A 23,156-nucleotide genomic window follows, 5' to 3' on the forward strand; every position below is an offset into this window, starting at 1 on the left:
TCTCCTGTGCAATGGGCGCCGAAGGGCGCCCTGTTGCTTAGAGTCGTTCGCCCAGATGGAAAATCGACAGTGACGCTAGATCGATTGTCTATAAGTGCGGCGGTCAGAAGATGTAGTCGGTGGTCAGGAAGCTCGACTGGCGGTTGCGAATGATCTCGCTGATCAGCGCTTTGTTGGCCTCCTGGAAGCGTGTGGCGACCAGCGTCCGAATGGAGAACACACGCAAAGCGTCATGCACGGACAGCGTGCCCTCGGCGCTGTTCTTGCGGCCATTGAACGGGTAGGTGTCCGGCCCGCGTTGGCACTGAGCGTTGATGTTGATGCGCCCGACCTGGTTGGCGAAGATGTCGACGAGGCTGCCGATGGTGGCCGGGTCGTTGCCGAACAGGCTCAGTTGCTGGCCGTAGTCGGAGTCCAGCACATAGTCGATCACCGTCTGCAGGTCGCGGTAGGGCACCACCGGTACCAGCGGGCCGAACTGCTCCTCGTGGTACACGCGCATTTCCCGGCTGACCGGGTACAGCAAGGCCGGGTAGAAGAATGAGCCACGGCTTTGCCCGCCATTTTCGTTGAGCACGCGTGCACCCTTGGCCGCCGCATCGGCTACCAGGCCATCGAGGTAGTCAACCTTGCCAGGCTCGGGCAACGGCGTCAGTGCCACGCCAGGCTCCCACGGCATGCCGGGCTTGAGCGCGGCCAGTTTGCGCTGGAACTTGTCGAGGAAGGCCTCGACCACATCCTCGTGCACGAACAGTATCTTCAGCGCTGTGCAGCGCTGGCCGTTGAACGACAGCGCCCCGGTGACGGCCTCTTCGACAGCGTTGTCGAGGTCGACCTGGGGCAGCACGATGCCCGGGTTCTTGGCGTCAAGGCCCAGTGCGGCGCGCAGGCGATGCGGGCGGGGGTGCAGTTTCTTAAGGTCGCTGGCGGCCTTGTGCGTGCCGATGAAGGCGAATACATCGACCTTGCCGCTGGCCATCAGCGCGCTAACCGTTTCCCGGCCGCGTCCATAGATGACATTGATCACGCCTGCCGGGAAGCTGTCGCGGAACGCTTCAAGCAAGGGGCGAATCAGCAGTACGCCAAACTTGGCCGGCTTGAACACCACAGTGTTGCCCATGATCAGCGCCGGGATCAGTGTGGTAAAGGTCTCGTTCAGGGGGTAGTTGTAGGGCCCCATGCACAGTGCCACGCCCAGCGGGACGCGACGGATCTGGCCGAGGGTGCCTTGTTCCAGTTCGAAGCGGCTGGAGTGTCGGTCCAGGTCCTTGAGGGCGTTGATGGTGTCGACGATGTAGTCGCAGGTGCGGTCGAATTCCTTCTCCGAATCCTTCAGGTTCTTGCCGATCTCCCACATCAGCAGCTTGACCACGGCCTGGCGCTGTTCACGCATGCGTGCAAGGAAGGTTTCGACATGCTGGATACGTTCGGCCACGCGCATGTTCGGCCAGGCGCCACGGCCTTTGTCATAGGCCTGCACGGCGGCATCGAGGGCGGTCAACGCGGTATCGGCATCCAGCAGCGGGGCGCTGCCCAATATGACCTGATGCTCTTCGTTGCCTTGTTTGATCCACACCGGGCTGCGCACCGTGGCCAACGGGCCGTCCCAGCGCCTGAGTTCACCGTTGACCAGGTAGTCGCGTTGTTCCAGTGGGGCTCCCAGGCGCCAGGTTTCCGGGATGTTCTCGGCGCTGGGGAAGAGTGAATCGAGCAAACGGTCCATGGGTACTGCACCTCACATCAAAGGGCGGTTTTCAAGTCAGTTGAATCGTTTCAGCCAGAGCATGCACTGGCTGCCGGAAAAACACCAGTCTGGCTCAACATGGCCGCCCATGCCTACCGGCAAGCAGTCGGCGGCCTGACGGTCGTTTATGCTAGAGAAGGCGCCAAAGGTTATTCATTGATAGCAAAGTGGGCGGCGGACGCTTGATGGGCACGGTTATAGCAAAAGTGCTGCTGAGCATCGGTTTGATGCGGGGAATTTGACGCCATGAAACTTGATCTAAAGTCAGCCAGAAGCCGCTTGCCAAAGCGTTTGCAGGCATCTTAAATTGTTACTGAATGTGATAATTAAGTTTCAAGTAAAACAATAAAAATCAAAGTGTTAAGTGTTATTGCGGGTTTTTTCTCTTGTTCCGATTGGCCAATAGTGCACTTCAAAAGGACGTCGAAGAAGAAATGAAAAAGACCTTGACGACTGTGGCGCGCAAGCTCCTGTCGCCCTCCACGCGCTACGAAATCAGGCTGCTGTCCAGCAAAGTGCGAGAAATGTTGGCGCGTGCCTGTCTCTGGCGTTGGGAAGTTGCCAGGTTTCGCCCGCAACAGGAGAGCCCGTACGAAATCCTCTACATCGGCCGCAAGCAGCAACGGGAGATGGCCAAGCTGCTGATCGGTGGCAAGGGCCAAGGCAGCGCATCGATCGTAGACGGTGCAAATGCCACGGCGGCTGCCAGCCACGTAGTGGTCATCAGCGAAATGCCCACGTCGGGGGCGTTGTCGGTGCCGCATTACCTGAGCGCCGTGGTGCCGTTGGGGCGCTCGCTGAAAGACATCACTGCCCGTTACGACAGCGAACTGCGGCGCAGCATTCGCAAGAACCGGCCGCTCTATCACATGCGCCAAACCCTTTCGGACGAAGAAATCGCCATGGCCGACCGGGATCTGCTGCGCCCTTATGCTTCGGCCCGGCAGGGCATTCATGCCGCGCAGTTTCCTACCGAAGAGGTGTTCCGTATTGCCAAGAGTGTCGGCCGGCTTGACTTGATCATGCTGGGCGATGAGGTGATTGGCTGCCACCTGGGGTGTGAAGTGGTGCGCGGCGGCAAGCGTTACTGGAGCACGTTGCGCTTTGGTTATTGTGAAGCGGTGTTTTCCGATGCGAAGAAATTGCGCGAGGTGAACTCGATCACCACCTTCATGGCGCTCGAATGGGCATTGGAGCAGGGCTTCGATTATTACGATATCGGCCTGTGTCTGGCGCGCCCGGACGACGGCCTGCTGAAGTGGAAGCGCCGCCGCGGTGGTGATATCGACTCGCTGGGTAACCATGCGTACCTGTTTGTCCGTCTGCCCAAGACCGGTACGGCAAAGTTCCTGTGGGATACGCCGATGTTCGCGGTCGAAGGCGACAAGCTGACGTTGCATCTGGGGCTGCCGGATGGCCCAAGCGATGAGGAAGTTGCCAGCCGCTATCACGAAATGGTGTTTGGTGGCCTGCACAAGATTTATCTCTATGGAGGCAGCGGGGCTGGCGAACCGTTCGTGGAAACGTTGCGCAGCCGTTACGCCAACTTGCAATCACCGCCCACCATGGAAAGAGTCACGAGTGATTGAGTGACAGCCAGGGATGCATTGATCTGGCGCCTGGCGCCGGGGTCCAGACTTCGTCATCAGGGGAGGACGCTTCATGGGAAGCGACATCTCGCAGTTCAGTGCATCGCCCGCAGCCAGGCAACACACCTGGACCTTGGCCGCCTACCGCTACATGCTGCGCAAACGACTTGGCAGAAGAGCGGCGATCGACATCAAGAACCTCGCCACCAAGAGCTGGGACATCGCCCCGGGCGAAGCCACGGTTTCGCCGCCGGCCATTTTCCTGCCCGGCCAGCTGGAGCGGGTGACGGGCTGGGAAGGCAAGCGGTTTTACCCCTACGTGCACCCGGCGCAGACCATGGCGGGAGGCGTCAATGCGTTGCAAGGACCAACCCGCGGCTACCTGATCAAGGATGTGTGGCTGGTCGATGGGGCGTTGTACAAGGGCAAGGCCAGCCATTGGCTGTCACAGAAGCCGAATACCTTCCCGACCATCCTCATCGACAATGAAATCGACCGCGCCGCGATCTATTGCACACAAAACGGTAACGCCTGGTTCGGCACCTGGCTGATGGAAGATTGCCCGACCTATGCGCTGGCCTGCAACGAAGGCATCCCGGTGACCACCGCCCCCTCTGCCAGGTATCCGCTGTTTACCCAGGCACCGGCCTATGAAGACTGGCTGGACATGAAACCTTTGCGCCTGCGCAGTGCGTTCTTTCGCGAGCTGGTGCTGTTCGATGACCAGAGCAACAACCGCAGCCGGCATGCTCGCTACCGAGCCATGGGTGACAAACTGCTGTCGCATGTGTCGTACACGCAGCACCCGGGGGTTTTCCTGTTGCGGGGCGGTGATGGTGACCTGCGCCTGTTGCGCAACGAGCTGGAGCTTGCCGAACACCTGCGCACGACCCGCGGTTTTCGCATCGTCAACCCGCTGAAGTCCGATGTACCGAGTATTGTCGCGGCTTGCGCCGGGGCTAAAGTGGTCATCGGGGTGGAGGGTAGCCAGTTGGTGCATGGCGTGAACGTACTGCAGGCTGGAGGCTGCCTGCTGACTTTGCAGCCGCCGAACCGTTTCGTCAGCTACTACAAGTACCTGACGGATCGTGATCACCAGCATTTCGGCTTTGTGGTTGGCCTGCCGGAAGGTGATGGTTTCAGGATTGATATTGGCGAGGTGGAGCGCACGCTGGATCTGTTCCCACGATAAGTGTGTAGTATCCGTGCATGGATCAGCGGCGGGCAGGGCAGTAGAGGATGATCGAGGTATCACGGTTTTGGCGCGACCCTGCCTTGCCGTTCGTCGAAGCCCGACGGGTAGGGGACGGGCGCAAGGTGTGCTACGCCGCGCACTCCCACGAGAGCTTCTCCATCGGTGTCATCACGGGGGGGCGTAGCACTTACATCAACAGTGACCAGTGCATTGAGGTTGGGGCGGGTACCACGGTGTTGATGAACCCAGGCGTGGTGCATACCTGCAACCCTATTGCCGGGGAACCCTGGTCTTACCTGATGCTGTTCGTCGATCAGCCTTGGTTGCAGGCAGTGGGTTTTACCCTGCCCACGCAGACCTGGAGTCGCTCGCCTGTGTTGTATCGGCGGCTGTTGCAGGCATTTGCCGACCTGTTCGACGCCAGGCTGCCTGATCGCGAAGCCCGCCTGGCGGCCCTGTTTCACGAGTTGCCGGGCATGCTTGGCGGTAATGCCAGCGAGGGTGGCGAGGGCAATCCACGGCTGGATGCAGCGGCAGCGTTCATACGCGCCCATCGCAGTGACCCGCTCAGCCTCGAGGATATCTGCGGGGCTTGTGGCCTGTCTCGGTCCTACCTGATTCGTGCCTTTCGCCAACGCTTTGGCCTGACGCCGCATGGCTACCTGCTGGACCAGCGCGTGCAACTGGCCCGGGCGCAGTTGCGCCAGGGCCGCTCAATTGCTGAAGTTGCGCAGGACGCCGGGTTTGCTGATCAGGCGCACCTGCAGCGGGCATTCAAACAGCACCTGGCGGCGACACCGGGGCATTACAGAAACGCCGTCGCTAGCCTGGGCGCTCCTGCAGGAGCCGGGCAAGCCTTAAAGGATCAGGTAAACCGCGCTGGCGACCAGTAACACGGCCAGGCTCCGATTGAGCATGCGCAGGTGACGTGGGTTGTCCAGGTACTGGCGAATAACGCTGCCGGCCCAGGCCCAGCAGGCCACCGAGATGAAACAGATTGGGCCGTAGATCCAGGTAAACAGCCACAGCAAGTGCTGTTCACCGCCGGTGTAGGCTCCCACCCCGGCAACGGCTGCCAACCAGGCTTTGGGGTTAAGCCACTGCATCGCTGCGCCGTGCCAGGCTGAAGGGGCATGGGTAGGCTGTGCGTTGTTCAGGTTACCGTCGTCACTGGCCAGTTTCCACGCCATGTACAGCAGAAACGCCACACCGCCCCAGTGCAACATCAGGCCCAACAGGGGCCAACGCAACAGCAGTTGATGCAGGCCCAGCCCTACCAGCACCAGCAACAGGCAGAAGCCCAGCGTGGCGCCGGCTACATGTGCCACGCTGGCGCGCAGGCCATGGCGGGCACCACTGCCAAGTGCGACGATGTTGACCGGGCCGGGGGAGATCGAAGCCGCAAGCGCGAAGGCGGCCATGGACAAGTACAGGCTCATGAGGAAGATCCGGGTGTTTAGGGAGGCGTTATCCTCGCGTGGCTGGCGTTCTGATGTATTGAACAAAAGTACCTGCGCACAACTCGCGCCTGCTGGGCTGATGGCGATGCAGGGGGACAGGTTTTGTAATAGTTTTGCGCTACTACAGAAACCTGCTGTGCTTGTAGCATCGTCCTCCCAATTTGTTATCAAGGTCTATATGAGCACCTTCGCGGAGCCCCCCAGTTTTCGGCTTTTCTGGCCATCCTTCCCCCGTCCGTGTGACGTTTCCCTCGTGAGTACCCGCTAATGGAATGGCTAGCCGACCCCACGGCCTGGCTAGGCCTGCTGACGCTTATCGTCCTCGAGCTGGTGCTGGGTATCGACAACCTGGTGTTCATCGCCATCCTCGCCGACAAGTTGCCGCCCCACCAGCGCGACCGCGCGCGGGTCATTGGCCTGAGCCTGGCGCTCATCATGCGCCTGGGCCTGTTGGCCAGCATTTCGTGGATGGTCACCCTGACCGCACCGCTGTTCGAAGTGTTCGGCAAGAGCTTCTCTGGCCGTGACCTGATCATGCTGTTTGGTGGTGTGTTCCTGCTGTTCAAGGCCACCATGGAGCTGCATGAACGCCTGGAAGGTCACGTGACCCAGGCAAGTGGCACACTGCGCCATGCCGCATTCTGGCCGATCGTTGCCCAGATCGTGGTACTGGACGCGGTATTCTCGCTGGATGCCGTGATCACGGCGGTGGGCATGGTCGATGAGCTGTCCGTGATGATGATCGCGGTGATCTTCTCGATCGGTATCATGATCGTTGCCAGCAAGCCGCTGACCCGCTTCGTCAACGCCCACCCCACGGTGATCATGCTGTGCCTGGGCTTCCTGATGATGATCGGTTTCAGCCTCACCGCAGAAGGCCTGGGTTTCCATATCCCGAAAGGCTACTTGTACGCGGCCATCGGCTTCTCGATCCTGATCGAGATGTTCAACCAACTGGCCCGTGCCCGCCGCAAGCGCAGCTTGCAACAGCATCGGCCGTTGCGCGAACGGACTGCCCATGCCGTGCTGCGCCTGCTGGGCGGCCGCCGGGTCGAGGCTGACGAGGTAGGCGAGGAAATTGCCGACCTGGTCGAGGGCGGCGGGGAACAGGTGCTGTTCGACCGGCGTGAGCGGGTCATGATCAGCGGCGTGCTGAACCTGGCCGAGCGACCGATTCGTACGGTGATGACTGCCCGTGCCGAGGTTGATGTGATCGACCTGGCGCAACCGGCTGATGCCATTGCCCAGGCCCTGGCCAATTCGCCGTACTCGCGCCTGCCGCTGATCCGCGATGGCCGTGTGGACGAGCCCTTGGGCTTTGTGCACAAGAAGGAACTGCTCAAAGAGCTGCTTTCGGGTAGCCAGCCCGACCTGGAAAACATGGCCCGGGCGCCGTTGAACCTGCTGGAGAGCTTCAGCATCCTCAATGCCTTGGAGCAAATGCGCGGTCAGTCGACGCATATTGCCTTTGTGGTCAACGAATTCGGTGACTTCACCGGGCTGTTGACCATGACCGACATCCTTGAGTCGATTGCCGGGGAGCTGCCGGATGCCAGCGAAGTTGAAGGCCCGGGCATCGTTCAGGAGGGTGAAGGCTTTGTGGTCAGCGGTGCGCTGAACCTCAGCCAGGTGCAGGCGCGTACTGGCTTCAGTGCCCGTGCTACCGAGGATTACCAGACCCTTGCGGGCCTGGTGATGAGCTTGCTCGACCGTCTACCGATGGTCGGTGACCGGCTGGCCTGGAATGGCTGGATGCTGACCGTAGAGGCGGTTGAAGAGCGACGAGTGCGCCAGGTTCGGCTTACACCGAACGGCGACGCTGACGTAGCAGGTGCTTGAAGCCTTCAAGCACCAGCACCAGTACCGCGGCCCAGATTGGCAGGTAGGTCAGCCACTGATCCGGGCCGATGGTTTCGCCCAGCAGCAACGCCACGCCCACCAGCAGCACGGGTTCGACGTAGCTGAGCAGGCCGAACAGGCTGAATGGCAGCATGCGGCTGGCCAGCACGTAGGCGATCAGCGCCGAAGCGCTGATCGCGCCAAGGATCGGGATCAACACGTAGAGCCCCGGGTGTGCTTGCAGATCCGCGCTGGACAGTGGGCTCTGGATCACGAAGTACAGCGCCCACGGCAGCAGCAGGCACATGTCGCACCACAGACCACCCAGATGGTCGGTGCGGCAGCGTCGGCGCAGCACGAAGTAGATCGGGTAGCCCATCGTGACCAGCAGGGTTTCCCAGGCAAAACTGCCATTTTGGTACAGCTCGTGGCCCACGCCCAGCGCGGCGCAGGCCACGGCTACCGTCTGCAGGCGTGACAGGCGCTCGCCATATACCAGTCGCCCGGTCAGGACCATGGCCAGTGGCAGCAGGAAGTAACCCATCGACACTTCCAGGCTGCGCCCATGCAGGGGCGCCCATAAAAACAGCCACAGCTGCACCCCCATCAACCAGGACGTGCCGACCATGCCGAGCAACAGCACCGGTGTGCGTTTCACCCGCCCCATCAGTTCGCCCACCCGCTTCCAGTCTTTCGAGACAAGCATGAACAAGGTGAGGCAGGGCAGTGTCAGCAGGGTACGCCAGCCAAAGATTTCTTCGCCATCGAGTGGCTTGAGCAGGGAGGTATAGAAGTACATCACAGCGAACAAACAGGACGCCATGACCGATGAAACAATGCCTTTTGACACGAATGCCTCGAATAAGGGAATTGAGCGGGTTGATCAGCCGCGCATGATCTCAGGGGGCGCGCCTTGCGGCAACTGCGTTGCGCCCGGGCGAGTGGCCAGGGCTTCGAGGAACTGGGCGGCCGGCATGGGCCTGGCGAACAGGTAACCCTGCTGGAAGTCCACCCCGTGCGCGGCCAGGTAGTCGCGCTGCATGGCGGTTTCCACACCCTCGGCGACGATACCCAGGTCCAGCTTTCCTGATAGCTCGATGATGGTCTCGAGAATGTGTACTGACAGCGCATCGGCGCCGATCATGGCAACAAAGCTCTGGTCTATCTTCAGGTAGTCGACCTTGAATTGCCGCAGGTAGTTGAGGCTCGACTGGCCGGTGCCGAAGTCGTCGAGGGCGATCATCACGCCCATGGCATGCAGCTTTTCGAACAGTTCAAGGGTGACCGGCGTGGGCTCGATCAGCTTGCGCTCTGTCAGCTCCAGGGTCAGCACCACCCGACCGGGCGGAAAGTGCTGCAGGAATGTGCGGCAGTCATCCAGCAGGCTGAGGTCGCGGCAGTGGTCAGCGGTGATGTTGACACCAATATGGAAGCCGTCTTCCAACAGGCCGGCATAGGGCGCCAGGCTTTGCGCGGTATGTGTCAGCAGCGCGCGGGTCATGGCGACAATCTGCCCGCTGTGTTCGGCATAGGGGATGAACAGGTCGGGGCGAACCAGGCCCTCTCGCGGGTGGTGCCAGCGCATCAGCACTTCCGCGCCAGCCCAGCGGTAATCGCCCTTGCGCACCACCGGCTGAAAATACGGCAGGAATTCATCGGCCTGCAGGGCACGCTCCAGTTCGGCACGCGGTGAGGTGGCGCGGCGAATCTGCCAGCGGCATACCAGCGCCGCCAGGGCACCCAGCACCAGCAGCAGACTGAGCAGGCCAGGGTAGTGGCTGCGTAACAGTTGGCCTTGCTTGTCGGCACCGTAGCCGCCCTGCACGCTGAAAGGGTAGCGGGTTGAGCCAATCAGCACGTTGGCACTGGGTGCTGCGGGGGAGACGCCTTTGTGTACCACCCCGTCCTTGCCCATCCAGGCGTCGCCCACGCGGATCTGCAGTTCTTCATCGGGGCCGATCAGGCGTAGTGCAGTCAGCAGGTGGTCGCCATCCACCGTGGTGATTGCACCGTGGTCGCCGTCGCTGGCACGGTAGACCAGCAGCGGGTGGCCCGGCGTAACCGAGTTGCCGTCCATCAGCCATAACTTGCCGTCGACGTAATCGCCAGGATTGACCGGTTCTTCGAACTCGCCGAACAGCGAAGTGCAATAAAGGTTGTTGTGCCTGAACAGGTTGGTCGAGCGCACGAAGGCATTGCGGGTAACCTGGGCCCGTAGCATAAGCTTGACCTGCTCGCATGGGCTGTCAGTCAGTGGAAGCAGCGAATTGGCGGCACGGGACAGGTCGTCGAGAATGTGTTCGACGTGCTCCAGTGCCTGGCGGGTGGTGGCCTGGCTGCTGGCCTGCATTTCACGCTCGACCTGCCAGTTCATCACGGCCAGGCCGCACATGACCGGCAGCACGCCGACGACCCAGGGCAACAGCGTGCGCCAGCTGAGGGCGGCGCGGCGTTTGACGGTAAGGGGCATGCTGACCTGACTATCATGAAGTAAAACGAGAGGATAGCCGTTTGTCGGCGCGTACGAGTAACTAAAACGCGACAAACCATTTTACGCAATGTAGAATCGATTTACGAATACAACAATAAGGTCCTTCACTTCCGAAGGATCAAGCCCGCCGAGAATGGGTCCATATGACATACCATGGGTTCAAGCTGATCATAGGTGACTACCTCGCCCGTAGTGTGCGGGGCATTCCGTGCTCACCGCCGTTCCTGTTCCACATCCCACGCAATCAATAATTTTCGCTGCAGATGAGAACATGAACATGGCTGATATCTTCGAAAATCCAATGGGCCTGATGGGCTTCGAATTCATCGAACTGGCTTCGCCGACCCCGGGCGTACTTGAGCCTGTATTCCAGATACTGGGCTTCACCAAAGTGGCCACCCACCGTTCCAAGGATGTGCACCTGTATCGCCAGGGTGACATCAACCTGATCCTGAACAATGAACCTAAAAGCATCGCCTCGTACTTCGCCGCTGAACATGGCCCGTCGGTGTGTGGCATGGCCTTCCGCGTGCGCAATGCCCATGAGGCTTATGCCCGCGCCCTGGAACTGGGCGCCCAGCCGGTAGAAATCGAAACCGGCCCGATGGAACTGCGCCTGCCGGCGATCAAGGGTATCGGGGGGGCACCGCTCTACCTGATCGACCGCTTCGAGGAAGGCAGCTCGATCTACGATATCGACTTCAACTTTATCGAAGGCGTGGATCGCAACCCGGTGGGGGCTGGCCTGAAAATCATCGACCACCTCACCCATAATGTTTACCGCGGGCGTATGGCCTACTGGGCCGGGTTCTACGAGAAGCTGTTCAACTTCCGTGAAATCCGCTACTTCGACATCAAGGGCGAATACACCGGCCTCACTTCCAAGGCCATGACTGCTCCTGATGGCATGATCCGCATCCCGCTCAACGAAGAGTCGTCCAAGGGCGCGGGGCAGATCGAAGAGTTCCTGATGCAGTTCAACGGTGAAGGTATTCAGCACGTGGCCTTCCTGACCGATGACCTGCTCAAGACCTGGGATGCCCTGAAGGGGCTGGGCATGCGCTTCATGACCCCGCCACCGCAAACCTACTACGAAATGCTCGAAGAGCGCTTGCCTGGCCATGGTGAGCCGGTCGACCAGCTGCAAGCGCGTGGCATCCTGCTCGATGGCGCCTCGCAACCCGAAGACAAGCGCCTGCTGCTGCAGATTTTCTCGGAAACCCTGCTTGGCCCGGTCTTTTTCGAGTTCATCCAGCGCAAAGGTGACGATGGCTTTGGTGAGGGCAACTTCAAGGCGCTGTTCGAATCCATCGAACGTGACCAGGTACGCCGTGGCGTGCTGAGCACAGACTGACCGCCTTGGAGTACCGTCGTCGTCATGCTCGTTCGGCGGCGGTACCCCGCCTGTTTGCACGTGCCCTGAACAGGGCCAGATAAACGATCGAGCCGGTCACGATCCCCACCAGCATCAGCGAGGGCGCGATCTGCAGCACCGACTGGCGGATTTCCTGAGCGGTGAAGCCCTCCGGGTAGCCACCTTTGACCGTGTAGCCATATCTGGCCGACATTGCGCTGGTAAAAAACTCGGCCTGTGAAGGGCGTTCAAGGCTGCGGCTGTCACCATTGCTCCATATGTAGCGGTCGCCAAACTCGACCAGCAGTGTCAGCCCATCCTGAAAGCCATCCAGTTCGTTGCGAATCTGCATGGCATAGGCTGTCACGATCACGCCATTGTTCTTGCCTTTTTGATGAAAGTCGACCAGCAGCTTCTGGCGCGTGTCAGGAGGGCCGTAGGACAGTGCGACCCGCTGGCCGGACAACGCGAACGATGAATAATGCTCCAGCGAACCTGAAGCCGTGCTGCAGTAAGGTTGATTGTCTTTGAGTAAGGTCAATGACCTGACCATGGAGCGAATGGCAACCTGGTCCTGCAAGGCACTTTTGACGCTATCGCAAGATTCCCCTGCAAAGGGCAGGGTGCGTAGGGCTGTCTCGTGCATTCTGTCCAGTGCATTATCGACGCTGAAAACCGCCTCCTGAACGGAAATGCTGGCGTTTTCCGCAAGTTTCGCTTCCAGCTGGAAAGCCATTACCAGCAAACCGGAAACCACAGGCACCAGCGCTACTGCAATGAGCAGCAGCAGCTCCACCATGCTGCGCCCTGCGTGCATGATTTTCGACATAGGCTAATAGTTCTCCGCTCTGAAACTGTTCGTGGTGAACAGTTGAGCCCTGAGCCTATGTATTTGCTGTCCGGGCTGCTGTAGTCCGGCTGCAGTTGAAACGGTAGGAAATCGAGCGCTTTGATGTAGCTAACTGCCGTTGAGCTTTTTAAGGACTGCTTCGGCCAGCAAGGCAGTGGAAGCGGGGTTCTGCCCGGTGATCAGCCGATCATCGTCGACCACGTACGGCTTCCACGGATCATCATGTTTGCTGTACTCACCGCCGCGAGCCCCAAGTTCGGTCTCCGTCAGGAACGGCACTTTGTCATCCAGTTCGGCCAGTTTTTCCTCTATGTTGGAAAAGCCGGTCACCTTGCGGTCTTTGAGGAGCAGGCAGTTGTTACTCAGCTTGATGTTCAGCAGGCCGACAACGCCGTGACAGACTGCTGCGACAATGCCACCTTTTTCGTAGATTTTACGTGCCAATTCCTGCAACGGCTGGTTTTCAGCGAAGTCGTACATCACCCCATGCCCACCGGTGTAGTAGATGACGCTGTATTCGTCAGCCTTCACCTGCCCTGGGGCCAGGGTACTGCCCAGGCGCGTCATGAAGCGCTTGTTGTCGTACCACTGCCAGTCCAGGTCAGGGGCCATCTGTAGGCTGTGCGGGTCGACGGGAACGTAGCCGCCCTGCGGGCTGACATAATCGACCGTGTAGCCGGCTTTTTCGACTTTCTCGACAAAGTGAACGGCTTCACCCAGCCACAACCCGGTCGCCCGTTTGAGGGTTGGATACTTCGCTGTATTGGTCAACACCACCAGAATTTTCTTGCTCATGACCCTGCTCCCGTCGGCAACCTGAATGGGCCTGTGTTCCTTGGCCCGAGGGAAAACCTAAATAGCATAGCTGTCACCTGCAAGTACGCCATGGCATGCAGTATATGCTGTGCTAACTTGAACAGATTCCACGGGCGAGCCTTGGGCCTGGCGACACTGTGGTCAACCCTGAGCATTGCTGGAGTCACGATATTGGTCGCAAACGGTACGCCACGCGAGCCTGCACCGCAGGTCATCCTGCATTCGCCTGCTTTGCCATCGATCGAGCCGATGGGCGAGCGGATAGCCCAGTTCGACTGGTGGCGTACCTCGCTTGGGCCATTGTCGCGCTGGCCTGCCTCGTTGCGCATTGCCGTGGACATGATGCACTTGTCGCCCTTCCCGTGTGCGGTGGTCTGGGGGCCAGACCTGTGTGTGGTGCATAACGACGGCTACCGGGCGTTGCGGGCATTACCGGATGCGCTGGGTATGGCGTTCGATACCCTGTGGAATGATATCTGGCCAGCAGTGGGGCCCTGGGTGTTCAAGGCACTGGAAGGCCACTCGAATTTTGTCGAAGACCCACCCCTGCGCATCGTCCGCAGTGAGGGCACCGAACCGCTATGGTGTGCATTCGGTTATGCACCCCTGCACGATGAGCTCGGTAACGTGGCCGGGTTTCTGCATACGGTGATCGAGACCACAGCCAGCGTCGAGGTGCACCGCCATTGGCGTGATCAGGTGCAGAACTTTGAGCGCCAGGTCGAGCGCCATGTGGCCGAGCGAGAGCAGTTCTGGTTGCTGTCGCGCGAAGCGATGATGATGCTCACCCCTGAATTGAAACTGCATGCCGCCAACCCGGCCTGGTACCGCATTCTGGGCTGGACACAAGAGCAGGTGCAGGAAATGTCGGTGATGGAACTGGTGCACCCGACAGAGCGTGCCGAAGTCCAATTGGCAATGTCCGGGCTGCTGCAATGCAGCCAGGCGGAGCAGTTGGAGATCCGCCTGCGACACCGCGATGGCCACTACCACTGGTTTCGCTGGAGCGCGCGGTTTGACGGCAGCCTGCTGACTGCGGTTGGCCGGGACATCACCGCAGACCGTGAAGAGGCGGCGCGCCAGGCAGAGGCGCTGATGCGCAACAACGAGCGCATGGAGGTGGTTGGCCAGTTGGCAGGTGGCATGGGCCATGAAATGAACAACTTGCTGTCCGGTATCGGTGGCAGCCTCGAACTGCTGCAACGGCGCCTGCAGGAGGGGCGGCTGGAGCGTGCTGGGGCCTACGTGGACGTTGCGCGCGACGCGGTGCAGCGGGCCATGGACCTGACCCATCGGTTGATCGCATTTTCCCGTCCTCAGCCATTGGCCCCTCGGCCACTGGACTTCAATCGGCAATTACCTCTTAGCGAACCTCTGTTGCTGCGAGCCTTGGGGGCAGAGATGCGTTTGCACTGGCAACTGGATGTTACGCCTTGGGCTGTGAGCCTGGATGTGCGCCAACTCGAGAATGCCTTGATCAACTTGTGTGCCAATGCGCGTGAAGCGTGCCTGGAACAGGGCAATGTCACCATCAGCAGCGTCAACGAACGGCTGACAGCCTTCTTTCCGGATGAAGGTGGCTTGCCGCCAGGCGACTACGTGGCCGTGCATGTCGAGGACGATGGCCATGGCATGTCAGCAGTGGATATCGCCAGGGCTTTTGAACCGTTCTACACCACCAAGCCGCTCGGTCGTGGGGCCGGGCTTGGTCTGTCGATGGTGTATGGCTTTGTCCGTCAGTCAGGCGGCTATGCCTGGATCGAGTCGACGCCGGAACAGGGCACCAAGGTTTCCATGCTTTTCCCGAGGAGCCATGAGCCGGTTCCCGATGAGCCTTTGCCAGTAGCCTTTTCGCAGCGCATGGCACGGGGCGAGCGCCTGCTGCTGGTGGATGATGAATTTGATCTGCGCGCGGTCATGCGCGAGTACCTGACTGAGCGTGGTTTTGATGTCACGGATGTGGGCGATGCCAATACCGCACTGGAGCGCTTCCGCAATGGCGGCCCTTTCGATCTGGTCATAACCGATATCGGTTTGCCAGGTGGATTCAGTGGCCGGCAAGTGGCCAAGGCCATGCGCATGCAGCTTGCACAACAGAAAATTTTGTTTATCACCGGTTATGCGGACCAGTCTATCGAAGCGCGATTGCTCGATCAGCCTGGCACGGCATTATTGAACAAGCCGTTTTCGCTGGCACACCTTGCCGATGAGGCGCTACGCATGCTTGACGCGTAGCGTTTCAAGGTTTGCCTAGAATCTGTGTCACTTGAGCCTGCAACTGCTGCAACTCGAACGGCTTGCAGATCAGGTGCATGCCCGCGCCCAGGAAGCCTTCACGGGCCATGGCTGTTTCCGCGTAACCGGTGATGAACAGCACCGGTAATTGTGGGCGCAGGCTGCGGGCAATTTCTGCCAGTTGCCGGCCGTTCATGCCGGGCAAGCCCACATCAGTGACCAGCAAATCCACCGGTTGTGCCGAGCGCAGCACCTTCAGGCCCTCGTTGGCGTCGGCTGCGCTTTGGCAGGGGAAGCCGTTTTCGCGCAGCGCCTGGCAGAGCAATTGGCGCACATGGGGATCGTCCTCGACAATCAGCACCTGTCGGCTGCAGCCGTCTTGCCTGGGGGGCACAGGCTCGCTGGAGGGCAGGGCCTGGTCGACATGGCGTGGCAAATACAGCTCCACCTGGGTTCCCTGGCCAATCTCGCTGCTGAGGGTGATATGCCCGTGGGACTGCTTGCTGAAGCCGTACACCATCGACAACCCCAGGCCAATGCCCTGGCCGGTCGCCTTGGTGCTGAAGAACGGCTCGAAGGCGTGCTCCAGCGTGCTTTGCGCCATGCCTTGGCCGCTGTCGATGATTCGCAGGCGCACATAGTCGCCGGTGCGCAAAGCGCCGTCACCGAACTGCTCGGTGGAGATGCGATGATTGCTTGCCTCGATGCGTAGCGGGCCACCGTTGGGCATGGCCTCGCTGGCATTGAGCAGCAGGTTGTCGAGGGCTTCTTGCAACTGCTGGTCATCCGCCTCCACGGGCCACAGGTTTTTGGCCGCGTGCACTTGCAGGGTTATTGCCGGGCTCAGGCAAGCCTTCAGGCGCTTTACATCGAGCAAGGTAGGCAGGTCTATACGTTGGCTGTGCAGCGATTGGCGGGAAGAGAAGGCAAGCAGGCGGTGGGTCAGGCGGGCAGCGCGCGAAACGGCCTCGCGGCCCATGCACAGAACGCCATCCAGGCCGTCGCTGCGGCCTTGGCGCAGTCGCCGCTGCACAAGTTCGAAACTGCCGCTGATGCTGGTGAGCAGGTTGTTGAAGTCATGGGCGACGCCGCCGGCCAGTTGGCCGATGGCCTCCATCTTGCGTGCCTGGCAGCGGGCGAATTCACTGCGGTCCTGCTCTTTTTCCGGCGTTGAAGGCCGGCTGTCCAGGCGCTGCTGCATGCCATAGAGCTGGTCACGGGTGACGTACTGTCGCCGGCGGTTGCGTAGCGCGGACCGGGTCATGTGCAACAATTGGGCATTCTCGAAAGGCGCGACCAGCCATAGAAGATTGCCCACCGGATGATGACTCACGCCAGCTGCCGACCAGGCACCCTGGGTCACCAGCACGATGGGCAAATCCGACCAGCTCGGTTGCTGGTCGATGAATGCCTGTAGCAAGGCACTTGGGCCTTGGTTGAACACCTGCTCGGCAATGATCGCCAAGCCTGCGCCTTCGGCCAGACGCGCCTGCAGGTTGGCCAGGTCGACCGCGCAGAGGCTGTTGATGCCCGCGGAAGTCAGCAGACGCGAGGTGTCCGCCGCCAGTTCTGGCGGTGCGAGGATCAAGGCACGTTCATCCAGCGCCAACGAACTGGCCAAAACGACTCTCCTTTAGGGTGGCCTGATACCCACTGGACCTTGCTACAACCTCAGGGTTCAACTGAATCCAGGTTCTGCCTACAGGCCTTGTTGCAGTGCAGGGTCGTCCGGGTTTTGGCGCTCCAGCTCGGCTAGCGATACTTGCACGTTCTGCAGTTGGCCGGACTCTTTCCAGTACTGGATCAGCAGCACCCGTGCCCGGCGATTGGCTGGCTGGCGATTGAGTATGGTTTCCAGTTGCTTCTGGGCGGCGTCGAGCTGGTCCAGCTGATGCAGGGTGACCGCCAGTGTGTAGCGGTAGTCGGCGTTGTCCGGGTCCAGTTCCACGGCGCGGGACAACGCCAGCAAGGCATACTCACGCTGTTCGTGACGATTGAGCCAAAGCCCTAGCTCATACTGCAGAAAGGCCGAGTCGGGGCTCAGCGCAAGGGCTTTACCCAGGACCTGGCGGGAGGCATCGTGATGGCCCTGGCGCTCGAGCAGACGTACCTGAGTCGCCAAGGCTTCAAGGTTGCCGGGTGCGACCGCGAGCGCACGGTGCAGGGCCGCCGCGGCGTGCGTGTAGTCGTTTTCGTGCAGGTAAAGGCGCGCCAGGTGCACCTGGGCGTCGGCATCTTCGGGTTGTTGCTCCAGGGCCTGTTGGTATTGTTCCAGTGCTGACTGCAGCGGGCCGAAATAGAGGCCGATGGCGTCGGGATCGAGGCCCAGCAGGGCATCCACGGCGGCAAAGCGCACGCTTTGCTCACCGTCGTCCAGCAGCGGGCCGAGTACCAGGCTGCGCTGTGCAGGCGGTAACAGGCGGCGGATACTGGCAATGGCCGCTCGACGCACCAGCGGGTCGGCCTGTTCCAGGTCCTGTCTGGCCAGTTTCAATGCCTGTGGCGAGGGGTAGTTGGGCAATTCGGCGTAGAGCGCCGCCCGGCGGATGGCAGGCAGGTCGTTACGCTGCAATTGCTGGTACAGCACCCGTGCGGCACCGGGCTGGCCGTCGTGGGCCAGGCGTAGCGCCTTGGCGTAGCTGTGTGCTGGCAAGTTCGGCGGGGTTGGCGGGGCGTCGCGCCACAGGTAGCCGAACAGGGCCGATACCAGAACCAACAACAGCAGGGCGATCAGGTAGCGGTTGCGTCTGGGCATCGGACGATCCGTGGCGGCGGGAAGGGCTGAGCTTGGGCCAGCCGGGGGGTAAATGCAACCGAGCCGGCCAAGGCGCTTGCCATGAGCCAAGCCTGCGCTGGCATTCCATGCATTGTGTATTGTTGTAAATAAATGGCAAACGTAAAAAAGCCCCGCAGACCATGGCCTGCGGGGCAAGCGGTTGCGGGAGGAGCCAACCAAAGGAGCCGTTGAAACGGGGTGTGTCAGTGTGCGCTGGCCACCGTCTCTGGTTGCCAGCCGCCGCCCAGGGCCTTGTAGATCGAGACGATGCCGCGGTACAGCTCGACTTCACCCTGGGCTTGCGCATCTTCAGCACTTAGCCGCTCGCGCTCGGCATCGAGCAGTACCAGGTAGTCCACGGTGCCCTCGCGATATCGAATCGAGGCCAGTTCTGCTGCCTTGCGGCTGGCATCGCTCTGGCGCATCAGCGACAGCAGACGCTGCTGGGTCTTGTCGTAATCGCTGAAGGCATTGGCCGACTCCTCCAAGGCCAGCAGCACCTGCTGTTCGTAGTTGGCCAGTGCCCCTTCGGCATCGGCCTTGGCGCCGCGCAGGCGGGCCCGCACGCTGCCCAGGTCGAAGGCTGCCCAGGTAATGCTCGGGCCCAGCGCCCAGGCGTTGGCCGCCGAAGAGCCGATCTGCGAGCCGCGGGCGGCGGTAAAGCCGAGGAAGCCACTGAGGCTGACACGGGGGAACAGGTCGGCGGTGGCCACGCCAACGTTGGCGGTGGCGGCCGCCAGTTGGCGTTCAGCGCTGCGGATGTCCGGGCGACGGCGCAGCAACTCACCCGGGTCACCCACCGGCAACGCCTTGGCGATGGCCGGCAGTGCCTTGGGCGACAGGTCTACGCTGAGCGCGTCAGGGCGCTGGCCGAGCAGGGTGGCGATGCGGTGCCGAGCCCGAGCCTGTTCGGCTTGCAGTTGCGGTACGGTGGCTTCGACCCCGGCCAGGCGCGCATCGGCACGCACCACGTCGAGGTCATTGCCCACGCCGGCATCGCGCAGGGTTTCGGTAATGGTGCGTGATTCCTGCTGGGTCTTCAGGTTGGCCAGGGCAATCTTTTCGCGCAACTGGGCACCGCGCAGTTGCCCGTAGGCATCGACCAGTTCGGCGATCAGGCTGACCTGCAGCTGTTGCAGGTCGGCGGCGGCCGCCGCTTCCTGGGCTTCGCTGGCTTCGATCTGGCGCTGGATGCGGCCGAACAGGTCAAGTTCCCAGGCCATGTCCAGGCCCAGGTCGTAGCGCTCACTGTTCACCCGCTGCGTGGTCTGGCCGGGGATCTGGCCCTTGCCGAGATCGCTGCTGGCACGGCTGGTGACCACCGGAAACGGGTCGTTCTCGGCGTCTTCGCGGATCGAGCGGGCCGATTTCAGGCGGGCGAAGGCAACGCGCAAGTCACGGTTGCCGTCCAGCGAAGCCTGCACCAGCTGGTTCAGCACCGGGTCGTCGAACTGCTTCCACCACAGGCTCTCGAAGCGGCTTCGGTCGTAGGCCTTGGCCTGCACATCGCTGCCCAGTTGTGCAGGTTCGGTAGCTGGCGCCTGGTAGTCCGGGCCTACCGCACAGGCCGCCAGGGCCAGTGCGAGCAGGCTTGGGGTCAGGGGTTTGAGCAGGTTCATGCGTGGTTCTCCAGCACTTGAGCGTGTTCAGCCTTGCGGGCCTGGCGACGCTCGACGAAACGGCGGATCAGGAAGAAGAACACCGGGGTCAGGAACAGGCCGAACACGGTTACGCCGATCATCCCCGAGAACACCGCCACACCCATGGCATGGCGCATTTCCGAACCTGCACCGGAGCTGAACACCAGGGGCACCACGCCCATGATGAAGGCGATCGAGGTCATCAGGATCGGCCGCAGACGCAGGCGGCAGGCTTCCAGCACCGCAGCCAGCGGGTCGAGGCCCTTGGCCTGTTCATCCTTGGCGAATTCGACGATCAGGATCGCGTTCTTGCACGCCAGGCCCACCAGTACGATCAGGCCGATCTGGGTGAAGATGTTGTTGTCGCCACCCGATACGATCACACCGGTGATGGCCGACAGCAGGGTCATTGGCACGATCAGGATCACCGCCAGCGGCAGGCTCCAGCTTTCGTACTGGGCGGCCAGCACCAGGAACGCCAGCAGCACGCACAGCGGGAACACCAGCAGCGCGGTATTGCCCGAGAGGATCTGCTGGTAGGTCAGGTCGGTCCACTCGAAGGTCATGCCGTTGGGCAATTCCTCTTTCAGCAGCTTCTCGATTGCAGCTTCCGCCTGACCAGAGCTGTAGCCCGGTGCGGCGGCACCGTTGATCTCGGCAGTGATGAAGCCGTTGTAGTGCATGACCCGGTCCGGCCCCGAGGTATCGCTGACCTTGAGGAAGGTCGCCAGCGGGATCATCTCGCCAAGGTTGTTGCGCACCTTAAGTTGGCCGATCTGCTCGGCATCAAGGCGGAACTGCTGCTCCGCCTGGACGTTGACCTGATAGGTACGGCCGAAGCGGTTGAAGTCGTTGGTGTACAACGAGCCCAGGTAGACCTGCAGGGTGTCGAAGATGTCGGTGATCGCCACCCCGTGGGTCTTGGCCTTTTCCCGGTCGATGGCGGCATCGACTTGTGGCACGTTGACCTGATAGCTGGTGAACAGGCCGGCCAGCTCTGGGACGTTGTGGCTCTTGGCAATGATGTTCTGGGTTTCTTTATACAGCGCCTCGTAACCCAGGTTGCCACGGTCTTCGATTTGCAGACGGAAGCCGCCAATCGTGCCCAGGCCTTGTACCGGCGGTGGCGGGAAGATCGCGATGTAGGCGTCCTGGATGTCGGCGAACTGGGCATTCAGCGCGGCTGCGATGGCTGCCGCTGACTGGCTCGGGTCCTTGCGCTCATCGAATGGCTTGAGCGGGGTGAACACGATGCCGCTGTTCGGGCTGTTGGTGAAACCATTAATAGACAGGCCCGGGAAGGCCACCGAGTCGGCCACGCCAGGCTGCTTGAGGGCGATTTCGCTCATGCGCTTGATCACCGCTTCGGTACGGTCGAGGCTGGCCGCGTCCGGCAGTTGGGCGAAGGCCACCAGGTACTGCTTGTCCTGGGCCGGCACGAAACCGGTCGGGGTGGACGAGAAGCCCAGGTAGGTCAGGCCCATCAGGCCGGCATACACGAACAGGGCGATGCCACTGGAGCGGATGACCCGGCGCACGCCACCGACGTAGCGGTTGGACGCACGGTCGAAGAAACGGTTGAACGGGGAGAACAGCCAGCTGCCCAGCAGTTTGTCGAGGAACCGCGAGAAACGGTCCTTGGGTGCGTGGTGCTCCTTGAGCAGCACCGCAGCCAGGGCTGGCGACAGGGTCAGCGAGTTGAATGCGGAAATGACGGTCGAAATAGCGATGGTCAGGGCGAACTGCTTGTAGAACTGCCCGGTCAGGCCGGAAATGAACGCTGCAGGTACGAATACCGCGCACAGTACCAGGGCGGTGGCGATGATCGGCCCGGTCACTTCGCTCATGGCTTTTTGCGTGGCTTCCAGCGGCTTCAGGCCCAGCCCGATGTTACGTTCGACGTTCTCCACCACGACGATGGCATCGTCCACCACGATACCGATGGCGAGCACCAGCCCGAACAACGACAGCGCGTTGAGTGAAAAGCCGAACAGGTGCATGACCGCGAAGGTACCGATCAGCGAGACCGGCACAGCCAGCAGCGGGATGATCGAGGCGCGCCAGGTCTGCAGGAACAGGATCACCACCAGCACCACCAGCACCAGGGCTTCGAACAGGGTGTGCACCACCGCTTCGATGGAGCCGCGCACGAAGATGGTCGGGTCATAGACGATGCTGTAGTCCATCCCTTCCGGGAAGTCCTTTTTCAGCTCGGCCATTTTCGCCCGCACTTCGTCGGAGATCTCGATGGCATTGGAGCCTGGGCGCTGGAAGATCGGGATGGCCACCGCCGGCTGGTTGTTCAGCAGCGAGCGCAGGGCGTACTGGCTGGAGCCGAGTTCCACCCGGGCGATGTCCTTCAGGCGGGTGATTTCGCCATCGGCACCGGCGCGGATGATGATGTTTTCGAACTCTTCCTCGTTGACCAGGCGGCCCTGGGTATTGATCGACAGCTGGAAGCTGGTCGAGCCTGGGGCAGGCGGTGCGCCCAGCTGGCCGGCGGCCACCTGGCGGTTCTGCTCGCGGATTGCGGCTACCACATCACTGGCTGTCAGGTTGCGCGAAGCGGTCTTGTTCGGGTCCAGCCATACGCGCAGCGAGTAGTCGCCCATGCCGAACAGCTGCACGTCACCTACGCCGCCCAGGCGCGCCAGCTCGTCCTTGATGTTGAGGATGGCGTAGTTGGACAGATAGAGCATGTCGTAGCGGTTGTCCGGCGAGGTCAGGTGCACGACCATGGTCAGGTCAGGCGAGGCCTTGTCGACGGTGATACCGATACGGGTCACTTCCTCGGGCAGCTTTGGCTGGGTACGGGTGACGCGGTTCTGCACCTGCACCTGGGCGTTGTCCAGGTCGGTACCCAGGGCGAAGGTGATGGTCAGCGTCAGCTTGCCATCGGCAGTGGACTGGGAGGACATGTACAGCATGTTCTCCACTCCGGTAATGGCCTGCTCCAGCGGCGCGGCAACGGTTTCGCCGATGACCTTGGGGTTGGCGCCTGGGAAGTTGGCGCGCACCACCACGGTGGGCGGAACCACTTCGGGGTATTCGCTGATCGGCAGCTGGAACAGCGAGATAGAACCCGCAATCAGCAGCACCAGCGACAGCACCGCGGCGAAGATCGGCCGGGTAATGAAGAATTTCGAGAAGTTCATCGGTAGGGTCCC

At 61.3% G+C, this 23,156-nt stretch carries 16 protein-coding genes; 6 read left to right on the forward strand and 10 right to left on the reverse strand.

All coding sequences use genetic code 11. From position 1 onward, the window contains the following. Positions 1–103: 103 nt before the first annotated feature. The gene (locus QCL51_RS11975; RefSeq protein ID WP_021782963.1) at positions 104–1,723 is read right to left on the reverse strand and encodes an NADP-dependent glyceraldehyde-3-phosphate dehydrogenase; all 1,620 of its coding nucleotides are present in this window, start codon (positions 1,721–1,723) and stop codon (positions 104–106) included. A 455-nt stretch (positions 1,724–2,178) separates the two neighbouring features. Here QCL51_RS11975 and QCL51_RS11980 point away from each other — a divergent pair, with 455 nt between their 5' ends. The 3 genes from QCL51_RS11980 to QCL51_RS11990 all read left to right on the forward strand — a co-directional run bounded on the left by QCL51_RS11980 (position 2,179) and on the right by QCL51_RS11990 (position 5,421). Then, on the forward strand, positions 2,179–3,333 hold the full coding sequence (locus tag QCL51_RS11980; RefSeq protein WP_338444870.1) for a hypothetical protein: 1,155 nt from the start codon (positions 2,179–2,181) through the stop codon (positions 3,331–3,333). Positions 3,334–3,406: 73 nt separating this feature from the next. Beyond that, the gene (locus QCL51_RS11985; protein WP_021782965.1) at positions 3,407–4,525 is read left to right on the forward strand and encodes a glycosyltransferase 61 family protein; all 1,119 of its coding nucleotides are present in this window, start codon (positions 3,407–3,409) and stop codon (positions 4,523–4,525) included. A 47-nt stretch (positions 4,526–4,572) separates the two neighbouring features. Continuing rightward, positions 4,573–5,421 (forward strand): AraC family transcriptional regulator, encoded by an 849-nt coding sequence (locus QCL51_RS11990; protein WP_021782966.1) that lies wholly within the window; start codon positions 4,573–4,575, stop codon positions 5,419–5,421. Here QCL51_RS11990 and QCL51_RS11995 read toward each other — a convergent pair. Next, the gene (locus tag QCL51_RS11995; protein ID WP_021782967.1) at positions 5,386–5,967 is read right to left on the reverse strand and encodes a LysE family translocator; all 582 of its coding nucleotides are present in this window, start codon (positions 5,965–5,967) and stop codon (positions 5,386–5,388) included. The two genes, QCL51_RS11990 and QCL51_RS11995, sit on opposite strands and share 36 nt — an antisense overlap. A 288-nt stretch (positions 5,968–6,255) precedes the next feature. Here QCL51_RS11995 and QCL51_RS12000 point away from each other — a divergent pair, with 288 nt between their 5' ends. Continuing rightward, the gene (locus QCL51_RS12000; protein WP_021782968.1) at positions 6,256–7,827 is read left to right on the forward strand and encodes a TerC family protein; all 1,572 of its coding nucleotides are present in this window, start codon (positions 6,256–6,258) and stop codon (positions 7,825–7,827) included. Here QCL51_RS12000 and rarD read toward each other — a convergent pair. Continuing rightward, positions 7,790–8,677, reverse strand: a complete 888-nt coding sequence (rarD, locus tag QCL51_RS12005) for an EamA family transporter RarD (protein ID WP_028697183.1) — start codon at positions 8,675–8,677, stop codon at positions 7,790–7,792. The genes QCL51_RS12000 and rarD overlap by 38 nt on opposite strands. 33 nt (positions 8,678–8,710) lie before the next feature. Continuing rightward, positions 8,711–10,297 (reverse strand): EAL domain-containing protein, encoded by a 1,587-nt coding sequence (locus QCL51_RS12010; protein ID WP_021782970.1) that lies wholly within the window; start codon positions 10,295–10,297, stop codon positions 8,711–8,713. 298 nt (positions 10,298–10,595) lie between these two features. On the opposite strand from QCL51_RS12010, the gene hppD reads away from it, so the two are divergent. Next, positions 10,596–11,672, forward strand: coding sequence for a 4-hydroxyphenylpyruvate dioxygenase (hppD, locus tag QCL51_RS12015; protein WP_028697182.1), 1,077 nt, complete (start codon positions 10,596–10,598; stop codon positions 11,670–11,672). A 22-nt stretch (positions 11,673–11,694) separates the two neighbouring features. Here the strand turns inward: hppD and QCL51_RS12020 are convergent, their stop codons facing one another. After that, a complete protein-coding gene (locus QCL51_RS12020) occupies positions 11,695–12,501 on the reverse strand; it encodes a CSS-motif domain-containing protein (RefSeq protein ID WP_021782972.1) in 807 nt (268 codons plus the stop codon). A gap of 129 nt (positions 12,502–12,630) precedes the next feature. Then, a complete protein-coding gene (locus QCL51_RS12025) occupies positions 12,631–13,317 on the reverse strand; it encodes a type 1 glutamine amidotransferase domain-containing protein (RefSeq protein ID WP_021782973.1) in 687 nt (228 codons plus the stop codon). Between the two features lie 192 nt (positions 13,318–13,509). Here QCL51_RS12025 and QCL51_RS12030 point away from each other — a divergent pair, with 192 nt between their 5' ends. Beyond that, positions 13,510–15,573 (forward strand): ATP-binding protein, encoded by a 2,064-nt coding sequence (locus QCL51_RS12030; RefSeq protein ID WP_338444871.1) that lies wholly within the window; start codon positions 13,510–13,512, stop codon positions 15,571–15,573. 4 nt (positions 15,574–15,577) lie between these two features. Here QCL51_RS12030 and QCL51_RS12035 read toward each other — a convergent pair whose 3' ends face one another. The 4 genes from QCL51_RS12035 to QCL51_RS12050 form a co-directional block, all read right to left on the reverse strand. After that, a complete protein-coding gene (locus tag QCL51_RS12035; RefSeq protein ID WP_338444872.1) occupies positions 15,578–17,194 on the reverse strand; it encodes a response regulator in 1,617 nt (538 codons plus the stop codon). A gap of 78 nt (positions 17,195–17,272) precedes the next feature. Further along, the gene (locus tag QCL51_RS12040) at positions 17,273–18,328 is read right to left on the reverse strand and encodes a HEAT repeat domain-containing protein (protein WP_021782976.1); all 1,056 of its coding nucleotides are present in this window, start codon (positions 18,326–18,328) and stop codon (positions 17,273–17,275) included. A gap of 224 nt (positions 18,329–18,552) precedes the next feature. Further along, a complete protein-coding gene (locus tag QCL51_RS12045) occupies positions 18,553–19,968 on the reverse strand; it encodes a TolC family protein (RefSeq protein ID WP_103444471.1) in 1,416 nt (471 codons plus the stop codon). Then, positions 19,965–23,144 carry an efflux RND transporter permease subunit gene (locus tag QCL51_RS12050; protein ID WP_021782978.1) on the reverse strand — a complete coding sequence of 1,060 codons (3,180 nt, stop codon included), beginning with the start codon at positions 23,142–23,144 and terminating at the stop codon, positions 19,965–19,967. The genes QCL51_RS12045 and QCL51_RS12050 overlap by 4 nt, the downstream gene beginning before the upstream one ends. Positions 23,145–23,156: the final 12 nt, after the last annotated feature.

It is taken from the genome of Pseudomonas sp. LTR0 (assembly GCF_036630035.1).
GTDB lineage: Bacteria > Pseudomonadota > Gammaproteobacteria > Pseudomonadales > Pseudomonadaceae > Aquipseudomonas > Aquipseudomonas putida_Y.